The organism is Pseudomonas sp. HMWF032 (assembly GCF_003060885.1).
GTDB lineage: Bacteria > Pseudomonadota > Gammaproteobacteria > Pseudomonadales > Pseudomonadaceae > Aquipseudomonas.
This window is the reverse complement of record NZ_QAIG01000005.1, coordinates 138339-153989: the sequence shown is the minus strand read 5'-3', so window position 1 is coordinate 153989 and position 15651 is coordinate 138339. Positions and strand designations below refer to the sequence as shown.

General features: G+C 60.9%; 17 protein-coding genes. 6 read left to right on the top strand and 11 right to left on the bottom strand.

Annotated elements, in window-relative coordinates:
* Position 1 precedes the first annotated feature (1 nt).
* Genes nuoF through DBR00_RS03540 form a run of 5 tightly spaced genes read right to left on the bottom strand, consistent with a single transcriptional unit; the run spans position 2 to position 4790 of the window.
* Positions 2-1357, bottom strand: coding sequence for an NADH-quinone oxidoreductase subunit NuoF (gene nuoF / locus DBR00_RS03560; protein ID WP_177479897.1), 1356 nt, complete (start codon positions 1355-1357; stop codon positions 2-4).
* Positions 1354-1854, bottom strand: coding sequence for an NADH-quinone oxidoreductase subunit NuoE (gene nuoE, locus DBR00_RS03555; protein WP_177479947.1), 501 nt, complete (start codon positions 1852-1854; stop codon positions 1354-1356). Before nuoE ends, nuoF begins: the two co-directional genes overlap by 4 nt.
* Entirely contained in the window at positions 1851-3632 is a 1782-nt protein-coding gene (gene nuoC, locus DBR00_RS03550) for an NADH-quinone oxidoreductase subunit C/D (RefSeq protein ID WP_108489145.1), read from the bottom strand. Before nuoC ends, nuoE begins: the two co-directional genes overlap by 4 nt.
* 56 nt (positions 3633-3688) lie before the next feature.
* On the bottom strand, positions 3689-4366 hold the full coding sequence (locus DBR00_RS03545) for an NADH-quinone oxidoreductase subunit B family protein (protein WP_108489146.1): 678 nt from the start codon (positions 4364-4366) through the stop codon (positions 3689-3691).
* Between the two features lie 10 nt (positions 4367-4376).
* Positions 4377-4790 carry an NADH-quinone oxidoreductase subunit A gene (locus DBR00_RS03540; RefSeq protein ID WP_108489147.1) on the bottom strand — a complete coding sequence of 138 codons (414 nt, stop codon included), beginning with the start codon at positions 4788-4790 and terminating at the stop codon, positions 4377-4379.
* Between the two features lie 238 nt (positions 4791-5028).
* Here DBR00_RS03540 and DBR00_RS03535 point away from each other — a divergent pair, with 238 nt between their 5' ends.
* From DBR00_RS03535 to DBR00_RS03525, 3 genes are all read left to right on the top strand, one after another.
* Positions 5029-5955: a hydrogen peroxide-inducible genes activator gene (locus DBR00_RS03535; RefSeq protein ID WP_108489148.1), complete on the top strand. Its 927-nt coding sequence runs from the start codon at positions 5029-5031 to the stop codon at positions 5953-5955.
* A gap of 9 nt (positions 5956-5964) precedes the next feature.
* Positions 5965-8040 (top strand): ATP-dependent DNA helicase RecG, encoded by a 2076-nt coding sequence (gene recG, locus DBR00_RS03530; protein ID WP_108489149.1) that lies wholly within the window; start codon positions 5965-5967, stop codon positions 8038-8040.
* Between the two features lie 133 nt (positions 8041-8173).
* The gene (locus DBR00_RS03525) at positions 8174-9580 is read left to right on the top strand and encodes an aminoacyl-tRNA deacylase and HDOD domain-containing protein (RefSeq protein WP_108489150.1); all 1407 of its coding nucleotides are present in this window, start codon (positions 8174-8176) and stop codon (positions 9578-9580) included.
* A gap of 54 nt (positions 9581-9634) precedes the next feature.
* Here DBR00_RS03525 and DBR00_RS03520 read toward each other — a convergent pair whose 3' ends face one another.
* From DBR00_RS03520 to DBR00_RS03495, 6 genes are all read right to left on the bottom strand, one after another.
* Positions 9635-10372 carry a hypothetical protein gene (locus DBR00_RS03520; RefSeq protein WP_108489151.1) on the bottom strand — a complete coding sequence of 246 codons (738 nt, stop codon included), beginning with the start codon at positions 10370-10372 and terminating at the stop codon, positions 9635-9637.
* Between the two features lie 79 nt (positions 10373-10451).
* Positions 10452-10844: a helicase gene (locus DBR00_RS03515; protein ID WP_108489152.1), complete on the bottom strand. Its 393-nt coding sequence runs from the start codon at positions 10842-10844 to the stop codon at positions 10452-10454.
* A gap of 140 nt (positions 10845-10984) precedes the next feature.
* Positions 10985-11257, bottom strand: a complete 273-nt coding sequence (locus DBR00_RS03510) for an HU family DNA-binding protein (protein WP_108489153.1) — start codon at positions 11255-11257, stop codon at positions 10985-10987.
* Positions 11258-11443: 186 nt separating this feature from the next.
* On the bottom strand, positions 11444-12592 hold the full coding sequence (locus DBR00_RS03505; RefSeq protein ID WP_108489154.1) for an NAD(P)/FAD-dependent oxidoreductase: 1149 nt from the start codon (positions 12590-12592) through the stop codon (positions 11444-11446).
* 63 nt (positions 12593-12655) lie between these two features.
* Positions 12656-12823 carry a rubredoxin gene (locus tag DBR00_RS03500; protein WP_108489155.1) on the bottom strand — a complete coding sequence of 56 codons (168 nt, stop codon included), beginning with the start codon at positions 12821-12823 and terminating at the stop codon, positions 12656-12658.
* A gap of 98 nt (positions 12824-12921) precedes the next feature.
* Positions 12922-13089, bottom strand: coding sequence for a rubredoxin (locus DBR00_RS03495; protein WP_108489156.1), 168 nt, complete (start codon positions 13087-13089; stop codon positions 12922-12924).
* A 203-nt stretch (positions 13090-13292) separates the two neighbouring features.
* On the opposite strand from DBR00_RS03495, the gene DBR00_RS03490 reads away from it, so the two are divergent.
* The 3 genes from DBR00_RS03490 (at position 13293) to phoB (ending at position 15623) form a co-directional block, all read left to right on the top strand.
* The gene (locus DBR00_RS03490) at positions 13293-13847 is read left to right on the top strand and encodes a chorismate lyase (protein WP_108489157.1); all 555 of its coding nucleotides are present in this window, start codon (positions 13293-13295) and stop codon (positions 13845-13847) included.
* 101 nt (positions 13848-13948) lie between these two features.
* On the top strand, positions 13949-14842 hold the full coding sequence (ubiA, locus tag DBR00_RS03485; RefSeq protein ID WP_108489158.1) for a 4-hydroxybenzoate octaprenyltransferase: 894 nt from the start codon (positions 13949-13951) through the stop codon (positions 14840-14842).
* A 91-nt stretch (positions 14843-14933) separates the two neighbouring features.
* Positions 14934-15623, top strand: coding sequence for a phosphate regulon transcriptional regulator PhoB (phoB, locus tag DBR00_RS03480; RefSeq protein WP_090379663.1), 690 nt, complete (start codon positions 14934-14936; stop codon positions 15621-15623).
* Positions 15624-15651 lie beyond the last annotated feature (28 nt).

The following is a 15651-nucleotide window of genomic DNA, read 5'->3' as shown; positions in this document are numbered from 1 at the left end:
TTCACGCGGGGACGAATTGCCCCGTCGGTGCCGGAGCCGCCAAACTGGCCACGCCAGCCTCGAACTCCGAACGGAAATACTTGATCGCACTGCCCAGCGGCTCAACGGCGCCCGGTGCATGGGCGCAGAAGGTCTTGCCGGGACCAAGGAAGTTGACCAGCCCCAACAGGGTCTGGATGTCTTCGGCCGTGCCCTGCTTGCGCTCCAGCGCGCGGAGGACCTTCACGCTCCACGGCAGGCCGTCGCGGCACGGGGTGCACCAGCCGCAGGACTCGCGGGCGAAGAACTCTTCCATGTTGCGCAGCAGCGAGACCATGTTGATGCTGTCGTCCACCGCCAGCGCCAGCCCAGTGCCCATGCGGGTGCCGACCTTGCCGATACCGCCGGCATACATCAGCGCATCCAGGTGCTCGGGCAGCAGAAAACCCGTGCCGGCACCGCCAGGTTGCCAGCATTTCAGCTTGTAGCCGTCACGCATGCCGCCGGCGTAATCCTCAAACAGCTCGCGAGCCGGGATGCCAAAGGGCAGCTCCCATAGACCAGGGTTCTTCACCTTGCCAGAGAAACCCATCAGCTTGGTGCCGTGGTCTTCACTGCCTTCACGGGCCAGGCTCTTGTACCAGTCCACGCCATTGCCGACGATGGCCGGTACGTTGCACAAGGTCTCGACGTTGTTGACACAGGTCGGCTTGCCCCATACGCCAACGGCGGCCGGGAACGGTGGCTTGGCGCGCGGGTTGGCACGACGACCTTCGAGGGAGTTGATCAGTGCGGTCTCTTCGCCGCAGATGTAGCGCCCGGCACCGGTGTGCACAAACAGCTCGAAATCGAACCCGCTGCCGAGGATGTTTTTGCCCAGCAGGCCGGCGGCCTTGGCTTCCTCGATGGCACGATTGAGATTAGTTGCCGCATCGACATACTCACCGCGCAGAAAGATGTAGCCACGATAGGCCTTGAGCGCACGGGCGGAAATCAGCATGCCTTCCACCAGCAGGTGCGGCAGCTGCTCCATCAGCATGCGGTCTTTCCAGGTGTTTGGTTCCATCTCGTCCGCGTTGCACAGCAGGTAGCGGATGTTCATGGATTCGTCGGCGGGCATCAGGCCCCACTTCACCCCGGTGGGGAAGCCCGCACCACCACGCCCCTTGAGGCCGGAATCTTTCACCGTCTGCACGATATCGGATTGGGCCATTTCGCTCAGCGCTTTGCGCGCAGCGGCGTAGCCGTTCTTCTGCTGGTACTCCTCAAGCCATACCGGCTGGGCGTCGTCACGTAAACGCCAGGTCAGCGGATGGCTTTCCTCGCTGCGGGCGATCTTGTTGGCCGGGCCGATGGAGGTCAGTGTCTTGATGCTCATACGTAGGCCTCCAGCAGCTTAGTGATGCCATTGGCATCAAGGTTGCCGTAAGTATCATCGTCGATCATCACCGCAGGCGCTTTGTCGCAGTTACCCAGGCAGCACACCGGCAGCAGAGTAAAACGGCCATCGGCGGTGGTCTGCCCCGGCACGATGCCTAGCTGATCCTTGATACCCGCCAGCACGCCTTCATGCCCACCGATATAGCAGGTCATGCTGTCGCACACCCGGATGATGTGGCGGCCTACTGGCTGACGGAAAATCTGACTATAGAAGGTGGCCACGCCTTCGACGTCGCTGGCAGGAATACCCAAGATTTCGCCAATCGCATCGGCAGCACCATCCGGCACCCAACCACGGGCCTTCTGCACGATTTTCAGGGCTTCGATCGACGCCGCGCGCGGGTCTTCGTAGTGGTGCATCTCGTGCTCAATGGCCGAGCGTTCGCTTGCGCTGAGGGTGAAACGATCAGTCTGGATTAGCGTGCTCATCATCAGCGGTCCACGTCAGCCATAACAAAGTCGATACTGCCCAGATACGCAATCAGGTCGGCGACCATGCTGCCGCGAATCACCGAAGGGATCTGCTGCAGGTGAGGGAAGCTCGGCGTGCGAATGCGCGTACGGTAGCTCATGGTGCTGCCGTCGCTGGTCAGGTAGTAACTGTTGATGCCCTTGGTCGCCTCGATCATCTGCAAGCTTTCGTTGGCCGGCATCACCGGGCCCCAGGAAACCTGCAGGAAGTGAGTGATCAGGGTCTCGATGTGCTGCAGCGTGCGCTCTTTCGGCGGTGGCGTAGTCAGCGGATGATCGGCCTTGTACGGACCTTCCGGCATATTGCGCAGGCACTGATCGATGATCTTGATGCTCTGGCGCATCTCTTCCACACGCACCATGCAGCGGTCGTAGGCATCGCCATTGGCGGCCAGCGGCACTTCGAACTCGAAGTGCTCGTAGCCGGAATACGGCCGCGCCTTGCGCAGGTCAAAGTCGCAGCCAGTGGCGCGCAGGCCGGCACCGGTGGTGCCCCACTCCAGCGCTTCCTGGGTGTTGTACTGTGCCACACCGATGGTACGGGCCTTAAGGATGCTGTTCTTCAGCGCGGCTTTCTCGTACTCGTCGAGGCGCTTGGGCAGCCAATCGACGAACTCCTTGACCAATTTATCCCAGCCGCGCGGCAGATCGTGGGCCACGCCGCCAATGCGGTACCAGGCCGGGTGCAGGCGGAATCCGGTGATGGCTTCGATCACCTTGTAGGCGCGCTGGCGGTCAGTAAAGGTGAAGAACACCGGGGTCATCGCACCGACATCCTGGATATAGGTGCCGAGGAACAGCAGGTGGCTGGTGATGCGGAAGAACTCGGCCAGCATGATGCGAATCACGTCGACCCGTTGCGGCACGGTGATGCCCGCGAGTTTTTCCACGGCCAGCACGTACGGCAGGTTGTTCATCACCCCGCCTAGGTAATCGATGCGGTCGGTGTAGGGGATGAAGCTATGCCAGCTCTGACGTTCGGCCATCTTTTCGGCACCGCGGTGGTGGTAGCCGACTTCCGGTACGCAATCGACGATCTCTTCGCCGTCGAGTTGCAGGATGATGCGGAACGCACCGTGCGCCGAGGGGTGGTTAGGCCCGAGATTGAGGAACATGTAGTCCTCATGCTCGCTGCCACGCTTCATGCCCCAGTCTTCCGGCTTGAAGCGCGCCGCTTCTTCTTCATGCTGCTGCTTGGCCAAGGTCAGGCTGAAGGGGTCGAACTCGGTGGCACGCGCCGGATAATCCTTGCGCAGCGGATGGCCTTCCCAGGTCGGCGGCATCATGATCCGCGTCAGATGAGGGTGGCCGCTGAAGTGGATGCCGTAGAGGTCCCAGACTTCACGCTCGTACCAGTTGGCATTGGGCCAGATGCTGGTGACGCTGGGTACATTGAGATCGCCTTCTTTCAGCGCGACCTTGATCATGACATCGCTGTTCCGCTCCAGCGACATCAGGTGATAGAACACGGTGAAATCCGCACTCGGCAAACCACGACGCTGGGTACGCAGGCGCTCGTCGACGCCATGCAGGTCATACAGCATGACGTAGGGGCGCGGCAGGTGACGCAGGAAGCTCAGAACTTCGACCAGCCGCTCGCGGGCTACCCACAGCACCGGCATGCCAGTACGGGTACTCTGTGCGGTAAAGGCGTCAGCGCCAAAACGGGAATTCAGTTCGACGACCACATCGTGGTCGTCAGCCTTGTACGGCGGTATGGACAGAATGCTGTCTGCAGTCATGGTCTCGGTCGCTATCGGTCAACGGCGTCAGTAGGCGGGCTCAATCGAGCCCAGGCTCACACTTCGTCGGGGCTGCGCAGATTGGTCACAGCGATGCGCTGCTCGCGGCGCTGTTCTTTCTGCGAAGGCATATCGGCACGGTAAACACCCTGATCACCGACGACCCAGGACAACGGCCGGCGCTCCTGACCAATGGATTCCTGCAGCAGCATCAAGCCCTGCAGAAAAGCCTCGGGGCGCGGCGGACAACCGGGAATATAGACGTCGACCGGCAGGAACTTATCGACCCCCTGAACCACGGAGTAGATGTCGTACATACCGCCAGAGTTAGCGCAGGAGCCCATCGAGATCACCCACTTGGGCTCCAGCATCTGCTCATACAGGCGCTGGATGACCGGAGCCATCTTGATAAAGCAGGTGCCGGCGATGACCATGAAGTCCGCCTGGCGTGGGGAGGCCCGGATCACTTCCGCACCGAACCGGGCCACGTCATGCGGCGCAGTAAAGGCGGTGGTCATTTCCACATAGCAGCAGCTCAGGCCAAAGTTATAAGGCCACAGGGAGTTCTTGCGCCCCCAGTTCACTGCACCATTGAGTACATCGGCTAGCTTGCCCATGTAGATGTTTTTGTGGACTTGATCATCTAGCAGCGGGTCGGAAACAGTCTCCCGCTCGCCGACCGGATAGCGCTCATTCGGCGCATCCGGATCGATCCGAGTAAGTTTGTAGTGCATCGCCAAAGCCTCATTGTTTTAGCTTCGCCTGCCGCTCGCGACGGCCTTGAGGTGCCCAATCGAGCGCCCCAATCCGCCAAAGGTAGACAAGACCTGCCAACAGAATTGCTATAAAGATTGTAGCTTCGATCAGACCAGCCCAGCCGCTTTCGCGCACTGAAACGGCCCAAGCGAAGAGAAAGAGGGCTTCAACGTCGAAGATCACGAAGAGCATCGCGACCAAATAGAATTTGGCTGACAGGCGCAGACGCGCGCTGCCGACAGGCAACATGCCGGACTCAAAGGGCTCATTCTTGCTACGGCCCCAGGCTTTGCTACCCAGCAGGCTGGACAGGCCGAGCATGAACGCAATAAGGCCGAAGACCCCGAGCATGAAAACAGCAAAAGCCCAGTTATGGGACATGGTCGTAACTACATCAGGCATGCCGGTACTCCCTGTAAAAGGAACGGCTTCTATAATTTTATTGTTGCGAGCTTAGGCCAGTGGCGCTCGCCAAGTATGGACGCAATTCTATTCGTACAGCACGCTAGTAACCAAATATTTTATGTTCACAAAGCGACATCAACGCGTAGCCAATCGTCAAATCGCCTACAGCGCATCATATAGTTGGTTCGATTGAATACAGCCGCTATGCTTGGCTGCATCTCAATGGATAAAGACTATGACCCTCACTGAACTGCGCTACATAGTCACCCTCGCTCAGGAACAGCATTTTGGTCGCGCGGCCGAGCGGTGCCACGTCAGCCAGCCCACGCTGTCCGTAGGCGTCAAAAAACTTGAAGACGAGCTGGGCGTACTGATCTTCGAACGCAGCAAGAGCGCAGTGCGCCTGACGCCGGTTGGTGAAGGTATCGTCACCCAGGCACAGAAGGTGCTCGAGCAAGCCCAAAGCATCCGTGAGCTGGCTCAGGCGGGGAAAAATCAGATGGCGGCCCCGCTGAAGATCGGTGCGATCTACACCGTCGGCCCTTATCTGTTCCCCCACCTGATTCCGCAACTGCACCGCGTCGCACCGCAGATGCCGCTGTATATCGAAGAGAACTTTACACACGTGCTGCGCGACAAACTGCGCAATGGCGAGCTGGACGCAATCATCATCGCCCTGCCGTTCCATGAAGCCGATGTGTTGACCAAACCGCTGTATGACGAGCCATTCTTCGCCTTACTGCCGGCAGGCCATCCCTGGGCCGAGATGGACAGCATTGACCCCAAGCTGCTCAATGACAAGAGCCTGCTGCTGCTAGGCGAAGGGCACTGTTTCCGCGATCAGGTGCTCGAAGCCTGCCCGACCCTGCGCAAGGGCGGCGAAGATAGCGCCAAACATACAACCGTCGAATCCAGCTCGCTGGAGACCATTCGCCACATGGTTGCCTCAGGTCTTGGCGTATCGATCCTGCCGTTCTCCGCAGTCGACAGCCACCACTACGCGCCCGGCGTGATCGAAGTACGCCCACTCAGTCCGCCGGCACCGTTCCGCACCGTGGCGATTGCCTGGCGCGCCAGCTTTCCAAGGCCCAACGCCATTGAGGTGCTGACAGATTCGATCCGCCTGTGCTCGGTGGCACGCCCACAATCCAAGAACAACTAAGGCCAGAGAATGACCGAGTTGGCCGCGGTTCCGGTTACCGCGCTCAAGGGAGTAGGCGCCGCACTGGCCGAAAAACTGGCCAAAGTCGGCCTGGAAACCTTGCAGGATGTGTTGTTTCACCTGCCGCTGCGCTACCAGGATCGCACCCGCATCGTGCCAATTGGCGCGTTGCGCCCCGGTCAGGACGCCGTGGTGGAAGGCATAGTCGCCGGCGCCGATGTGGTCATGGGGCGGCGCCGTAGCCTGCTCGTACGCCTGCAGGACGGCAGTGGTACCCTCTCCTTGCGCTTCTACCATTTCAGCCAGGCGCAAAAAGAAGGTCTCAAGCGCGGCACCCAGGTGCGCTGCTACGGCGAAGTGCGCCCAGGTTCCTCGGGCCTGGAAATCTATCACCCGGAATACCGTGCGCTGTCCGGCAGCGAACCGATTGCCGTAGAACAGACCCTGACGCCGATCTACCCGACCACCGAAGGCCTGACCCAGCAACGCCTGCGTCAGCTCAGCGAACAAGCCCTGGCGCGCCTCGGCCCGCACAGCCTGCCGGATTGGCTGCCGCGCGAGCTGGCTGACGAGCACCAGTTAAGCCCGCTCGACCAAGCGATCCGCTATTTGCATCGACCGCCACCAGATGCTGATCTGGACGAACTCGCCGAAGGCCGCCACTGGGCCCAACATCGCCTGGCCTTCGAGGAGCTGCTGACCCACCAACTGTCTTTGCAGCGCCTGCGTGAAAGCGTGCGGGCGCAACAGGCGCCGGCGCTGCCCCTGGCGCAAAGCCTGCCGCAGCAATACTTGGCCAACCTGGGATTTACCCCCACCGGTGCACAACAGCGCGTCGGTGCGGAAATCGCCTACGACCTCAGCCAGAGCGAGCCAATGCTGCGCCTGGTGCAGGGCGACGTCGGTGCCGGCAAGACCGTAGTCGCCGCCTTTGCTGCACTGCAGGCACTGGAAGCCGGTTATCAGGTGGCGCTGATGGCCCCTACAGAGATTCTCGCCGAGCAGCATTTTCTCAATTTCAGTAAATGGCTCGCACCATTGGGTCTGGATGTCGCCTGGCTGGCCGGCAAGCTCAAGGGCAAGGCCCGCGCCAGCGCACTGGAACAGATCGCCAATGGCGTGCCCATGGTGGTCGGCACCCATGCGCTGTTTCAGGAAGAAGTGCAGTTCCAGAAACTCGCCCTGGTGATCATCGATGAACAGCACCGCTTCGGCGTACAGCAACGCCTGGCACTGCGTCAGAAAGGGGTGGGCGGGCGCATGTGCCCGCATCAGTTGATCATGACCGCCACGCCGATCCCAAGAACCCTGGCCATGAGTGCCTACGCCGACCTCGATACTTCCATCCTCGATGAACTACCGCCCGGACGCACCCCGGTGAACACCCTGGTGATCGCGGACAGCCGCCGCCTTGAAGTCATCGAGCGGGTTCGCCTGGCCTGCAACGAGGGGCGTCAGGCCTACTGGGTGTGCACGCTGATCGAGGAGTCCGAAGAGCTGACCTGCCAGGCAGCCGAAACCACCTTCGAGGATTTATCGGCAGCGCTCGGCGGTCTGAATGTTGGCCTGATTCACGGGCGCATGAAACCCGCGGAAAAAGCCGCCGTCATGGACCACTTCAAACAGGGTCAACTGCAATTACTGGTGGCCACCACGGTGATCGAAGTCGGTGTCGACGTGCCCAATGCCAGCCTGATGATCATCGAAAACCCTGAGCGTTTAGGGCTGGCCCAGTTGCATCAACTGCGTGGCCGGGTAGGCCGTGGCAGCGCCGCCAGCCACTGCCTGCTGCTCTATCACGCGCCATTGTCACAGCTGGGCCGTCAACGCCTGGCGATCATGCGCGAAACCTGCGATGGCTTCGTGATCGCCGAAAAAGACTTGGAGCTGCGCGGACCGGGCGAGATGCTCGGCACTCGCCAAACAGGCCTGTTGCAGTTCAAGGTCGCCGACCTGATGCGTGATGCCGACCTGCTCCCCGCTGTGCGTGATGCAGCCCAGGCATTGCTGGAAAATTGGCCTCTGCACGTCAGCCCGCTGCTTGAGCGCTGGTTGCGCCACGGCCAACAATACGGACAAGTATGACTCCGACCCGCGGGCGTTTCGTCGGCAGATGCGCCTGAAACGGCGCGGACTCGCAGAACAACCGTCGCCGGCAGCGCATTTTTACGAGTCTGCTGTTTATACTTGGGCAAAGCCGCCTCTGCCGGATACCGCCATGACTGAACTTGCCCTTGCTCCCAACACCGCCACGCAACCACCTGCGGTGATTATGCAATTGCTGGAAAAACTGGGTCTGGCCTGCCAAATCCGGTATGAACAACCTGGCCTGCCCAGCGCCCAGCGCTTGCAGGCAGTGCTGCTTGATGACGCTGTTGGCGCGCTGCTGGTGCTCTATCCGCAAAACCAGCTGCTTGATCTCAATCGCCTGACCGAACTGACCGGCCGCCAGCTGACAGCGGTTAAGCCAGAGCGCCTGGAGCGCATGCTGGGTAAGCATGACCTGAAGGTTCTGCCTGGGCTGCCGCCGCTAACCAGCTCGCCCTGTCTGTATGACGAACGCCTGCTGCAGGTGCCGAGTCTGTTTATCGAGTCTGGCCAGCCGGGTGTCTTGCTGGAGCTGACCATCGATGCGTTCAAAAGCTTATTGAGCAAGGCCAGTGCTGCACGCTTTGGTGAACCGCTGAGCAATATCCGCCTGAACCTTGACCGCCCGGATGACGACCGCGCCGAAATCACCCAAGCGGTGCATGCCTTTACCGCCCGGCGCATCCAGCAGCGCCTGGAAGAAACCATCGAAATCCCGCCATTGCCAGAAACAGCACAGAAGATCATCAAGCTGCGGGTTGACCCAGACGCCACGGTAGACGACATCACCGGCGTGGTGGAAACTGACCCGGCACTCGCCGCGCAAGTGGTCAGCTGGGCGGCCTCGCCCTACTACGCCGCCCCCGGCAAGATCCGTTCAGTGGAAGATGCCATTGTTCGGGTACTGGGTTTTGATCTGGTAATCAACCTGGCCCTTGGCCTAGCCTTGGGCAAAACTCTGAGCTTGCCCAAAGACCAGCCGCAACACGCCACGCCTTACTGGCAACAGGCGATCTACAGCGCCGCCGTGATCGAAGGTCTGACCCGTGCTATCCCACGCGCGCAGCGCCCTGAAGCCGGCCTGACCTACCTGGCTGGCCTGCTGCACAACTTCGGCTATCTGGTGCTGGCGCACGTCTTTCCGCCGCATTTCTCGCTGATCTGCCGACACCTGGAGGTCAATCCGCACCTGCCTTCCAGCTATATCGAACAGCATTTGCTCGGCATCAGCCGCGAGCAGATTGGCGCCTGGCTGATGCGTTACTGGGATATGCCGGAAGAACTGGCCAGCGCCCTGCGCTTCCAGCACGACCCGGAATACACCGGTGCGCACGCGGTCTACCCGAACCTGGTGTGCCTGTCGGTCAGCCTGTTACGCAACCGCGGCATTGGTGCCGGACCACAGAGTGACATTCCACAGAGCCTGTTCGACAACCTTGGCATCAGCCGCGAAAAAGCCGAGGAAGCGGTGAGCAAGGTGCTGGCCGCCGAGGTTGCCCTGCGCGAACTGGCCGCGCAATTCCATCCGCCACACTAAAGCTGCTGATAACGATAAGGGGCCTAAAGGCCCCTTATCGTTTCAGTCGAATGATTACTTCTTAAGTTGCGCACGTCGTGCGGCGAACAACTCGGGCAGAATCTGTACGCTGCTGTCGAGCAGTTGAGCAACGGCTGGCTGCTCATACAGCGCGGCATATTCCGCCAGTTTTTCGCTGGGCATCTGCCGGTAGGCATAAAGCATAAAAGACTCGACCGCTTGGGCGCTGGAGGTACGCAACGCATCCTCCTGAGCCTTGGTCTGAGTACCAAGGGCTTGCTCGTCAATGCTTTCACCACGGCCCTGCAAGGCCAGAAACGCCTGAGTCTTGCCGACTTCATAGCGCAACAGGGTGGCCAGGGTGGTGGTGTGTGCGGCGGCATCCAGGCGCCGCACCAGTGCCAGACGCTCCTCACGCGGCGGCCGCGAGCCCAGTTGTTTACGATAGGCTGCCAGATCCTCTGCCCCATTCTCTCCCACAGAGCGCTCGGCAGCGGTAAAGTCTTTTGCCAGTGGACTTTCCAACAGGCTCCTGGCCTGTTCCAGCTGAGCTTGATCGAGCTTGCCAGTCAATTTCTTGGCCAAGTCGAGACACAGAGCATCGGCGGCAAACACCTTGGCCAACTGCGCTTGCTGTTTATCGCTAAGACCACGCTGCAACAGCGGCGCGCTCTGCTCGCACAGCAGACGGATACCGGCCAGCTCGAATAACGGCGCAAAGGCTTCGGCTTTGGGGGGCGCGGCATGGGCAAGGGAGGTAAAAAACAGCAGGGCACTCAGCAGCAAACGCATGGGCAAACTCTCACTAGGGCTATGTCCAGCCTAGCGAATGCAGTGCGCGCAGGCCAGCCCTGGCACGCACTGCTGAGTATCAGGCGGCTTTTTTGCTGGCGTCTTTCTTTTTCGGCATCAGGTATTTGGTCAGGCCCTGGAACCAGATCACCAACGCCGGGTTACCTTGGATCTGGATGTCCTTGTTCTGAATGCCCTGCATAAACGCCAACTGCTTGTTTTTCGCACTCATGGTGGCGAAGCCGTAGGCAGCATCCTTGAAGCCAAGGGCGAAGGCAGGCTCAGTAGCCGGGCCACGCTTGCTGGTGATGCGCTGGTCTTTGACGATGAAATGGCGGGCGACTTTGCCATCCAGGGTATGCAGCTGGAAGGCCATATCGCGGTCGACTAATTGCTGTTGGAACGCCGGGTTTTCGCGACTGGCCTTGGCCATCAGACGGCCCAGCATCCAAAGAAGAAAACGGAATTTCATGCGCGAGGCCTCGCAAAGGGTAGGGAAAAGGCGGCGCATTGTAGCGGTTTGCGACGGGGACTACATCCGGCTGAAAGAAGGGCATGAACATGCTCGCCGGGGTGGTGCAGCCTGGGGCCAAAAGCCCCAGGCCTGAGGACTCAGTTGACCGCGTCTTTCAGGGATTTACCCGGTTTGAAGGCGACGGTGTTGCTGGCCTTGATCTTTACTGGCTCACCGGTTTGCGGGTTTTTACCGGTGCGAGCACCGCGGTGGCGTTGCACGAAAGTACCGAAGCCCACCAGGGTAACGCTGTCCTTGCGGTTCAGGGCGCTGGTGATTTCTTCGAGTACCGCGTTAAGTACACGGTTTGCCTGATCTTTAGTCAGATCCGCCTTATCGGCGATAGCGGCGGCGAGTTCCGGTTTACGCATAAATGCCTCTTTACGGTTTTTTGTTGTTGTGTCCGGGCTGCTCTGCGCGAGCAGATACCAAGGCGCCGCAACAGCTCTAGGCTGCGGCAGACTAAGGGAGAATGGCATGCCGATAGGTCCCGCGCCAGTCTTGTCCGACAGTTAAACCAGGCAAAAATACGGTAAATCCGACAGAACGACCGCCAATCAAGCCAAAAGCACGGGCAACAGCTTATTCAGGGCCAATTTATCCTGCACGGCCGTACCGGTGAGCGCATAACCGAGCAGCGCGCCGCTGCTGTCATGGCACAGCGCCTTGATGTCAGCGCCACTGCCCTCAACGCTCCACTCGCCTTGCAGGCCGCGCGGTGGCGGTGATACCACCAGCGGACAGACCGGGGTTTTTACCGTCACCGGCATCGGCCCGTAGCTGACTGCCGTGGGGGTACCGGCCAGGGTTTGCGCCAGTGCACGGGCGCTGGTCATCAGCGGCATAACGTAGAGCAGGTTGATACCATCGACCTCGGCGCAATCACCCAGGGCGTAGATATTGGCGTGCGAGGTGCGCAGCTGGCGGTCGACCACCACCCCGCGATTGACCGCCAGCCCGGCAGCCGCCGCCAGCTCAATACGCGGACGCAGGCCCACAGCCGAAAGCACCAGATCGCACTCAATCAGCGTGCCGTCGGACAGGTGCGCTTGCAGTGCATCGCCGTTGTGATTAAGGCTGGCCAGCACCGGACCGAGGTGAAAGCGCGCACCCAGCCCTTCCAGACCGCCTTGAACCGCGGCAGCGGCCGCTGGGTGCAGCAGGCCGGGCATCACCTGCTCGCAGGGTGCGACCAGCTCGACCTGATAACCGCCCAGACTCAGGTCATTGGCAAACTCACAACCGATCAGCCCAGCGCCCAGCAGCAGAACGCGTTGCTTGCCTGCAGCGGCACGGCGAAACCGCGCGTAATCCTCCAGATCATTGATCGAGAAGATCGCATTGTCGGCATCACCTTCGACGGGTACGCGAATCACCTCGGCCCCCCAGGCCAGCACCAGATCGCGGTACGGCACAGCCTCTTCACCGATCCACAGCTGCCTGTGGCCGGGATCGATGCCGCTAATGCGGGTATGGGTGCGAATTTCCGCCTTGAGCTGTTCAGCCATGGCACCCGGCTCAGCCATGCTCAGACCATCAGCGTCCTTGTTCTTGGCAAACCCGGTGGACAGCATCGGCTTGGAGTACGAGCGACCGTCGTCAGCGGTAATCAGCAGCAGCGGAGTCTCGCTGTCCAGCTTGCGAAATTCACGGGCCAGGTTGTAGCCGGCCAGGCCGGTGCCGACGATGACGACAGGTGCACTCATGTTGCATTCCTCACACAGGCCGCGCACTGCGGCGGCCACAATAGATTTCAGGGCTGACGCGGCTCAGACGATCTCGATCATCTCGAAATCCAGCTTGCCGACGCCGCAATCGGGGCACAGCCAATCGGCGGGAACATCTTCCCAGGCCGTGCCGGGGGCGATGCCTTCCTCGGGCAGGCCGAGGGCTTCGTCATAGATAAAACCGCACACCACACACTGCCACTTACGCATAACCACCTCGCCGCTTAATTCAGCTTGTTCGGGGTATTCAGTATGGGCTCACTAAACAAAACGGCGACCCGCAGGTCGCCGCTTGCCAAAGCGTGGACTCAACCGATTTCGATCATTTCGAAATCCAGCTTACCCACGCCACAGTCAGGGCACAGCCAGTCTTCCGGAACATCCTGCCACGCCGTACCGGCGGCGATGCCCTCATCAGGCCAGCCCTGGCTTTCGTCGTAAATCAGTCCACAGACTACACATTGCCACTTCTTCATAACTACCTCTGGCGGATCACACGGCTATTGCGCCGGGGAAACTACCGTATATGCGCAGGTGCGCCAAGCCGCCGGGCGATGAATAGCGTGCCCATAGCGCCAACCAAAGTCGGGTTGTGCCCGCCTGCTGCGGATGCGCTGCACCTGCTTGACCCCAGGCGGCATGCTAGACTCGCGCGCCTTAGTTCAAGTGAAACCTGTTCGTGCCCCACGCCGCCCTTGCCCATCCGCCGCGCTGGCTGACTGTCAGCCAACTGCACCCCGCGCCCGCGCTGGCGGTGCGTGATTGGCTGTTCAACGAAGATTCGCTGACACGACGCCTGACGGCTCTTTCAGCCAATGGCTTCAGCGTAACCCCATTGCAGGAAGGCTGGCAGCGCCTGCGCAGCGATGAATGCAACGCGCTGGGCGTGGCCAACGGCAGCCAGGGCTGGGTGCGCGAGGTGTACCTGCGCGGCCACGGCCAGCCGTGGGTATTCGCCCGCAGCGTGGCGGCACGCAGCGCCCTGGAAGGCTCCGGCTTGGCGCTGGACCAACTCGGCAGTCGTTCGCTGGGTGAGTTGCTGTTCAGCGACCGCGCCTTTGATCGCGGTGAATTTCAGGTATGCCGCTACCCGGCGCAGTGGCTGCCAGCGGAAACCTGTAGCGAGCGCCTGTGGGCGCGGCGTTCATGCTTTAGCCGTGGCGCGTTGGGCGTGTTGGTGGCCGAGGTCTTCCTCCCCACGTTCTGGCAGGCCGCCGAGATCGACACGCCGTAGGGTGGATGGGTGAAGCATCATCCACCCTACCGACGTCCCTTCGCTATCCACTGCCGCCTTCCCCCGTATAATCAGTCGCACTTCGCATGGAGACGCGCTCGATGTATACCCGCCTGCTGCATTCACTCAATCGCCTGCATCCACGCGCCTGGGACTTTATCCAGCTAATGCGCCTGGACAAACCCATCGGCATCTACCTGCTGCTGTGGCCGACGTTGTGGGCGCTGTGGGTCGCGGCAGAAGGCGTGCCGAGCGTGAAGAACCTGCTGATCTTCGTGTTCGGGGTAATTCTGATGCGCGCCGCCGGCTGCGTGATCAACGACTACGCCGACCGCAACTTCGACGGCCATGTCAGCCGCACCAAGGCTCGGCCGCTGGCCAGTGGCAGGATCAAGCCGCGTGAGGCGCTGATCCTATTCGCCGCGCTGGTAGCGCTGAGCTTCGTCCTGGTGCTGTTTACCAACGCCACCACCATCTGGCTGTCCTTCGGCGGCCTGGCCCTGGCGGCCTGCTACCCCTTTATGAAACGCTACACTTTCTACCCGCAGGTGGTGTTGGGCGCGGCATTCTCCTGGGGCATGCCGATGGCCTTTACCGCCGAAACCGGCAGCCTTCCGCCGGAAGCCTGGCTGCTGTATATCGCTAACCTGCTGTGGACCGTGGCCTACGACACCTACTACGCCATGGCCGACCGCGAGGACGATATGAAGATTGGGGTGAAGTCAACCGCCATTCTGTTCGGCGATGCCGACCGCCTGATCATCGTCATCCTCCAGGGCCTGGCACTGCTCTGCCTGCTGCTGGCGGCGGCGCGCTTCGAGCTGGGCCTGTACTTCCATCTCGGCCTGCTGGCAGCCGCCGGCTGCTTTGCCTGGGAGTTTCACAAAACCCGAAACCGCAAGCCGATGGCCTGCTTCAACGCCTTTCTACACAACCATTGGGCCGGACTGGCAATCTTTATCGGCCTGGTGCTCGACTATGCCTTGCGCGCGTAGAAAGAAGCGCTGCCGCGCACCTGTCATATCGCTGCAATAATTCCGTTATCTAATGCAGCCCATTACAGCGAGATGACCCGAGGCTTGACCCATGGTTGGCAAGAACATCCTGATCGTCGATGACGAAGCACCGATCCGTGAAATGATCGCCGTGGCCCTGGAAATGGCCGGCTACGAGTGTCTGGAAGCGGAGAATACCCAGCAGGCACATGCCATCATCGTCGACCGAAAACCCGATCTGATCCTGCTCGACTGGATGCTCCCCGGCACCAGCGGCATCGAGCTGGCGCGCCGCCTCAAGCGCGATGAGCTGACCGGCGACATCCCGATCATCATGCTCACCGCCAAGGGCGAAGAGGACAACAAGATCCAGGGCCTGGAAGTCGGCGCCGACGACTACATCACCAAGCCGTTCTCGCCACGCGAACTGGTCGCTCGCCTCAAGGCCGTGCTGCGCCGCGCCGGCCCAACCGACAGTGAAGGCCCAATCGAAGTCGGCGGCCTGCTGCTTGACCCGGTCAGCCACCGCGTCACCATCGACGGCAAACCGGCCGAAATGGGCCCGACCGAATACCGCCTGCTGCAATTCTTCATGACCCACCAGGAGCGTGCCTACACCCGTGGCCAGTTGCTCGACCAGGTCTGGGGCGGCAATGTGTATGTCGAGGAGCGCACCGTCGATGTGCATATCCGTCGCCTGCGTAAAGCCCTCGGCGAGGTTTACGAAAACCTGGTGCAAACCGTGCGTGGCACCGGCTATCGTTTTTCCACCAAGAGCTAATACGGTTAGGATGGCCCGCAGACCCAGC